Source organism: Clavibacter sp. GW821-FHT01D01, from assembly GCF_059422605.1.
In genome coordinates this window covers 324,848-330,990 of sequence record NZ_JBWKXC010000003.1, presented here as the reverse complement: position 1 = coordinate 330,990, position 6,143 = coordinate 324,848, and the positions used below count along the sequence as shown (strand labels likewise).

The window sequence follows — 6,143 nt, the reverse complement described above, 5'->3', positions numbered from 1 at the left end:
GCCGGGCGGAGCGCCCGGCCGCCCAGCGCGACGGCGCCGCGCACCCGGGCGCCGGGCGGCAGCGTCCCGAGCACGGCCTGCGCGGTGAGCGACTTCCCGGATCCGGACGCCCCGACGAGCGCGACGCGCTCGCCGGCGCCGATGCGGAGGTCGACGTCGTGCACGAGGGCGGCGCGGTCGAGGGAGACGGACAGGGAGCGGACGTCGAGGGCGGGATGCACCGGGCCTCCGTCCACGGACGCCCGGGGCCGGACGATCCGGGGGCGCTCCCGACGACCTTAGTGATACCCGTTCTCGATATCAAAACCGCGCCGGGGCTCGAGCCGCGCCGGGGCTCGGGAGCCCACGGCGCGGCTCGAGCCCGGGGTCATCCCCGGATGCCGCGCAGGAGCAGCGCCGTCGTCACCGCGGCCTCCGCCGCCTCGGCGCCCTTGTCCTCCTTCGAGCCCGGGAGCCCGGCGCGGTCCAGGCCCTGCTGCTCGTCGTCGAGGGTGAGGAGCCCGAAGCCGATCGGCTTGCCCGTGAGCAGCGACGCCTGCGTGAGGCCCGACGTCGCCGCGTCCGAGACGTACTCGAAGTGCGGCGTGCCCCCGCGGATGATGACGCCGAGCGCCACGACCGCGTCGGCCCCGGCGTCCAGCGCCGCCCGCGCGACCACGGGCAGCTCGAAGCTGCCGGGCACGCGGATCACCGTCGTGGTGACCCCGGCTGCGTCGAGCACGCGACGCGCGCCCGCGAGCAGGCCCGCGCTGATCTCGTCGTGCCAGCGTCCGGCGACGACCGTGACGGCCAGCCCCGACCCGTCGAGGGCGGTGGGGTCGATCTCGGGTGCTCCGTGTCCGCTCATGCGGTCTCCTCCTCGGGGGCCGCGGTCGCGGCGGGTCGTGCGCCGGCGGGGCCGGTCGCGGTGGTGGTCGTGAGCCCGTCGGGCGCCTGCGCGTCCGGGTAGGCGTCGGATCCGATGCGCATGTCGGTGTCGACGACGACGGCCGCCGGCTCCTCGGCGAGGGCCAGGCGGTGGCCCATCCGGTCGCGCTTGGTCGCGAGGTACCCCGCGTTCGCGGCGGTGACGCCGACGACGAGCGGCACGCGCTCCGTCACGCGCACGCCGTGGGCCTCGAGCTGCCGGACCTTCTCGGGGTTGTTGGTGAGCAGGCGCACGTCCTCGATCCCCATGTCCTGCAGGATCGCCGACGCCGCGCCGTAGTCGCGGGCGTCCGCCGGCAGCCCGAGGGCGATGTTCGCGTCGAGCGTGTCGAAGCCGTCCTCCTGCAGCCGGTAGGCGCGCAGCTTGTTGATGAGGCCGATCCCGCGTCCCTCGTGCCCGCGCAGGTACACGACCACGCCGCCCGCGTCCTGGATCTCGTCGAGCGCCGCGTCGAGCTGCGGCCCGCACTCGCACTTGAGGGACCCCAGCGCCTCGCCGGTCAGGCACTCGGAGTGCACGCGCACGAGCGTGCCGTGCGCGCTCGGGACCCCGGAGACGACGGCGACGTGGTCGGCGCCCGTCGTGCGGTCGCGGTACGCCCGCAGCTGGAAGGTGCCGTGCGTGGTCGGGACCGTGGTCTCGACCTCGAAGATGACGCGCGACGCCTCGGGGATCGCCACCGCCGGCTCGAGCGCCCGGTCGCAGTGGAACTCCTCCAGGTGCGCCTTGAGCGCCTCGATGGTGACGACCAGCACGCCCTCGGCCTCGCCGAGCGCGAGGAGCCCGGGCAGGCGCATCATCTCGCCGTCGTCCTGCACGATCTCGCTGATCGCGCCGACGGGCGTGAGTCCCGCGAGCGTGAGGAGGTCGACCGCCGCCTCGGTGTGGCCGTCGCGCTCGCGCACGCCGCCCTCCACCGCGCGCAGCGGCAGGATGTGGCCCGGGCGGTGCAGGCTCGTGGGCACGCTCTCGAGGTCCGCCAGCACGCGGAGGGTGTGCGCGCGGTCGGAGGCGCTGATGCCCGTGGACAACCGGTCGGCCGCGTCCACGGACACCGTGTACGCGGTGCCGCGCGGGTCGCGGTTGTCGGCCACCATGAGCGGCAGCTCCAGCCGGTCGGCGATCTCGTTCGTCATGGGCGCGCAGATGAAGCCGGAGGAGTGCTTCACGAGCCAGGCCACCCACTCGGGCGAGGCGGACTCGGCGGCGAGCAGCACGTCGCCCTCGTTCTCGCGGCCCTCGTCGTCGACGACGATCACGGGGCGGCCGGCGCGCAGCTCCTGCAGGGCGGCGGGGATCCCGGCGAGGCTCATGAGCGGACCCCCGCGCGGTCGTCGCGGGCGCTCCCGTCGCGGGCGCTCCCGTCGCGGGCGCTCCCGTCGCGGCCGCGCGCGTCGAGCGCGAGCATGCGCTGCACGTGCCGGGCGAGCACGTCGGTCTCGAGGTTGACCTCGTCGCCGACCTCCAGCGCGCCGAGCGTCGTCGCCGTCAGGGTCTCGGGGATGAGCGACACCTCGAACCAGGCGTCGGCGTCGGCCGTGTCGGTCGGGCTGACCGCGCTGACGGTGAGGCTCACGCCCTGGACCGTGATCGACCCGCGGTCGACGACGAGCGGCGACAGGTCGTCCGGCAGCGAGAAGCGGAGGATCCGCCACGCCTCGCCGGGGGTGGTCGCGAGGAGGCGGCCCGTGCCGTCGACGTGGCCCTGGACGATGTGGCCGCCCAGCCGGTCGCCGACGCGCGCGGCGCGCTCCAGGTTGACGTGCCCGCCGACGGCGAGCCGCCCGAGCGAGCTCATCACGAGCGTCTGCCGCATGACGTCGGCGGTGAAGCCCTCGGGCGTCTGCGCGACGACCGTGAGGCACACGCCGTCGACGCTGATGGAGTCGCCGTGCCGGGCGTCGGACACCGCGAGCGGCGCCTCCACCGTGATCCGGGCGGAGTCGCCCTCGGCGTCGAGCGCGAGGACGCGTCCGCGCTCCTCGATGATCCCTGTGAACATCACTGGCCTTCCGTGGTGGGTCGCGCGGTCACGAGGAGGTCGTCCCCGAGCCGTGTCGTGCTGATGAGGGTGAGTCGGTGGGCGGCCGGCATGCTCGGCACGCCGAGGTCGCCGGTCGCGGTGCGGGGGCCGCCGAGGAGCACGGGCGCGAGGTAGGCGACCACCTCGTCCACGAGCCCGGCGGCGACGAGCGCGGAGACGATCGTGGGACCGCCCTCCACGAAGACGTGCCGGATCCCGCGACGGCCGAGCTCCGCGAGCGCCGCGGCCGGGTCGTGGCCCGCGATGCGGATGAGCCGCCGCGGGTGGCGGTGCACGGCCGCGTCGTCCGGGATCGCGCGGTCGCCCAGCACGACGGGCGCGGGCTGGTGCGGGTACGGGATCCCGTCGGGCCGCCGGGCGGTGAGCGCGGGGTCGTCGGCGAGGACGGTGCCGGTGCCCACGAGGATCGCGTCGGCCTGCGCGCGGCGTCGGTGCACGTCCTCGCGGGCGGCGGGGCCGGTGATCCAGCGGCTGGTGCCGTCCGCGGCGGCGATGCGCCCGTCGAGGCTGGAGGCCCACTTCGCGGTGACGAAGGGCCGGCCGAGCCGGGCGGACCCCAGCCAGACCCGGAGGAACTCCCCGGCCTCGTCGGCGAGCACGCCGGGCACGACCTCGACGCCGGCGGCGCGCAGCCGCGCGGCGCCGCCGGACGACGCGGCCCCCGGGTCGGCGACGGCGTAGGCGACCCGCGCCACGCCCGCCTCGATGAGCGCCTCGGCGCAGGGGCCCGTGCGCCCCGTGTGGTTGCAGGGCTCGAGGGTGACGACGGCCGTGGACCCGCGGGCGGCCCCGGCGGGCAGCCGCCGCAGCGCGTCGACCTCGGCGTGCGCGCTGCCGGCGCCGCGGTGGCGGCCCTCGGCGAGGACGCGGCCGGACGCGTCGAGGATCACGCAGCCGACGCGCGGGTTCGGGCCCCAGGCGGGACCCTCGGCCGCCAGCTCGAGGCCGCGGCGCATGGCGCGCCGCAGGTCGGCTGCCGTGGGGTCGTCGTGCATGGTGTCCTCGTCCGTGGACGGACTCCGGGCGCGGTCGACGGACCTCGACGCCGGCAGGGTCGCTGGCGCCGCGTGCTGCCTCCCATCCGGACTCTCACCGTCGGTCCCGGAATCCCACCGGATCGGCGGACGAGGCTCCCGGGGACCCGGTCGCGCATCGTCCGTTCGCGGACTGTCACCGCCGGCTCGGATTTCCACCGACCCCGGAGCACGTGTATCCGTCGAGGTTAGCCCACGCGGCTGGGAGCGCCGCGGAGCGTGACGCCGGATTGCGTCGAGCCGCCGTCGAGCCGGCGACCACCGGGCGTGGAGACGGTGCCGAGCCCGTCGTCAGGTGCGGGTCGCCGCGTCCACGGCGTCGGGGAGCCGGTCCAGCGACGTGATCCGCACGATGCCCGCGCGCTCGGCCCGCGCGCGGTCCTCCGCGGGCACGTCGGGCCAGCCGCGCTCGGGGTCGCCGGCGGGGTCGCGCGCCGGATCCGCGGTGCCCGCGTCGGGGTCGAGCCAGATGCCGCCCGCGAGGCCCGCGTCCGCCGCGCCGATCGCGTCGGTCCGCAACCGGTCCCCGACCATGACGGCGTCGGCCGGATCGACGCCCGCCTCCCGGCACGCGAGCAGGAAGATCCGCGCGTCCGGCTTGGCGAAGTCGAGGTCGCCCGAGCAGACGACGGGGGCGAGGCGGCCGGTGAGCCCGGCCGCGGCGATCTTCGGTTCCTGCTGGCTCCGCTCGCCGTTCGTGACGATCCCGAAGCGCACGCCCGGGTGCCGCCGCGCGATCTCGTCGAGCGCCGCGTGCGCACCGGGCAGCGACCGCCACGACGCCTCGTAGCCCGCGAGGTAGCCGGCGAACCAGGCGTCCGTCGCCGCGTCGTCGTGCGTGAGGGCATCGGCGTCGGCGGATCCGCGCGCCGCGAGGAATCCGCGCACGCGCGCCCGCCGCTGGTCCTGGTAGTCGAGCTCGCCCGCGAGGTACCGGTGGTAGTGCTCCTCCTCGAGCGCCACCCACAGGGCGACGGCCTCGTCGACCGCGGCGGCGTCGGAGGAGTCGAGGAGCCCGAGGGCGGCGAGGTGCGCCGCGATCCCGTCGGCGACGGCACCGCGGTGGTCGACCAGCGTGTCGTCGAGGTCGAGGAGGACCAGCCGGAGCGTCACCGTCCGACGCGGCGCACGAGGCCGACGGCGTCGTACACGCGCGTCAGCATGGCGTCGGCCCGCTCCTCGGCGCGTGCCGCGTTGCCGGCGAGCACGCGGTCGAGCTCGGCCGGGTCGTCGAGCAGCTCCAGCGTGCGCGCCCGGATGGGCTCGAAGGCGCCCGTGACGACCTCGGCCACGTCCTTCTTGAGGTCGCCGTAGCCGCGGCCCGCATAGCGCTCCTCGAGCGCCGGCACGGCCGTGCCCTCGAAGGCCGACAGGATCGTCAGCAGGTTGGAGACGCCGGGCTTCCCCCCTCGGTCGAACCGGATCTCGCGCTCGGTGTCGGTGACGGCGGAGCGGATCTTCTTGGCCGTCCTCGCCGGCTCGTCCAGCAGCCACACCACGCCCGCGTCGCTTGCGGCGGACTTGCTCATCTTCGACGTCGGGTCCTGCAGGTCGTAGATGCGGGCCGTGTCCTTCTGGATCATCGGCTCCGGGATCGTGAACGTGTCGCCGAAGCGCGTGTTGAAGCGCTTGGCGAGGTCGCGCGTCAGCTCCACGTGCTGCTTCTGGTCGTCGCCGACGGGCACGACCTCGGTGCCGTAGAGCAGGATGTCGGCGGCCATGAGGGTCGGGTACGCGAACAGGCCGAGCGTCGTCGCGTCGGCACCCTGCTTCTGCGACTTGTCCTTGAACTGCGTCATGCGGCTGGCCTCGCCGAACCCGGTGAGCGTGTTGAGGATCCACGCCAGCTCCGTGTGCGCCGACACGTGCGACTGCACGAAGAGCGTCGAGACGGCCGGGTCGATGCCCGCCGCGATGTACTGCGCGGCCGTCCGGCGGGTGCTCGCGCGCAGCGCCGCGGGATCCTGCGGGACGGTGATGGCGTGCAGGTCGACGACGCAGAACACGGCGTCGTGCGTGGTCTGCAGCTCCTTCCACTGCAGGAGCGCGCCGATGTAGTTGCCGATCTGCAGGGAGTCGGCGGACGGCTGCATGCCGGAGAAGAGGACGGGACGAGCGGTCATGGCGATGCCTTCGT

At 75.4% G+C, this 6,143-nt stretch carries 7 protein-coding genes and 1 riboswitch; all 7 genes read right to left on the bottom strand.

Going from position 1 to position 6,143, the window contains the following annotated elements; genetic code table 11:
- Nucleotides 1-221: ATP-binding cassette domain-containing protein (locus tag AC07VC_RS07085; RefSeq protein ID WP_494724453.1), on the bottom strand; the 221-nt coding region annotated here is incomplete at its 3' end.
- A gap of 146 nt (nucleotides 222-367) precedes the next feature.
- Nucleotides 368-847 (bottom strand): 6,7-dimethyl-8-ribityllumazine synthase, encoded by a 480-nt coding sequence (gene ribH / locus AC07VC_RS07080; protein WP_317231048.1) that lies wholly within the window; start codon nucleotides 845-847, stop codon nucleotides 368-370.
- A complete protein-coding gene (gene ribA, locus AC07VC_RS07075) occupies nucleotides 844-2,241 on the bottom strand; it encodes a GTP cyclohydrolase II (RefSeq protein WP_494675367.1) in 1,398 nt (465 codons plus the stop codon). The genes ribH and ribA overlap by 4 nt, the downstream gene beginning before the upstream one ends.
- Complete coding sequence (locus tag AC07VC_RS07070; RefSeq protein ID WP_494675368.1) at nucleotides 2,238-2,930, bottom strand: riboflavin synthase; 693 nt, start codon at nucleotides 2,928-2,930, stop codon at nucleotides 2,238-2,240. Before AC07VC_RS07070 ends, ribA begins: the two co-directional genes overlap by 4 nt.
- Nucleotides 2,930-3,967: a bifunctional diaminohydroxyphosphoribosylaminopyrimidine deaminase/5-amino-6-(5-phosphoribosylamino)uracil reductase RibD gene (gene ribD, locus AC07VC_RS07065; protein ID WP_494675369.1), complete on the bottom strand. Its 1,038-nt coding sequence runs from the start codon at nucleotides 3,965-3,967 to the stop codon at nucleotides 2,930-2,932. The genes AC07VC_RS07070 and ribD overlap by 1 nt, the downstream gene beginning before the upstream one ends.
- A 70-nt stretch (nucleotides 3,968-4,037) precedes the next feature.
- A riboswitch (FMN riboswitch) is annotated at nucleotides 4,038-4,181 on the bottom strand.
- Between the two features lie 116 nt (nucleotides 4,182-4,297).
- Nucleotides 4,298-5,119 (bottom strand): HAD family hydrolase, encoded by an 822-nt coding sequence (locus tag AC07VC_RS07060; protein ID WP_494675370.1) that lies wholly within the window; start codon nucleotides 5,117-5,119, stop codon nucleotides 4,298-4,300.
- A complete protein-coding gene (trpS, locus tag AC07VC_RS07055) occupies nucleotides 5,116-6,129 on the bottom strand; it encodes a tryptophan--tRNA ligase (protein WP_317228954.1) in 1,014 nt (337 codons plus the stop codon). The genes AC07VC_RS07060 and trpS overlap by 4 nt, the downstream gene beginning before the upstream one ends.
- Nucleotides 6,130-6,143: the final 14 nt, after the last annotated feature.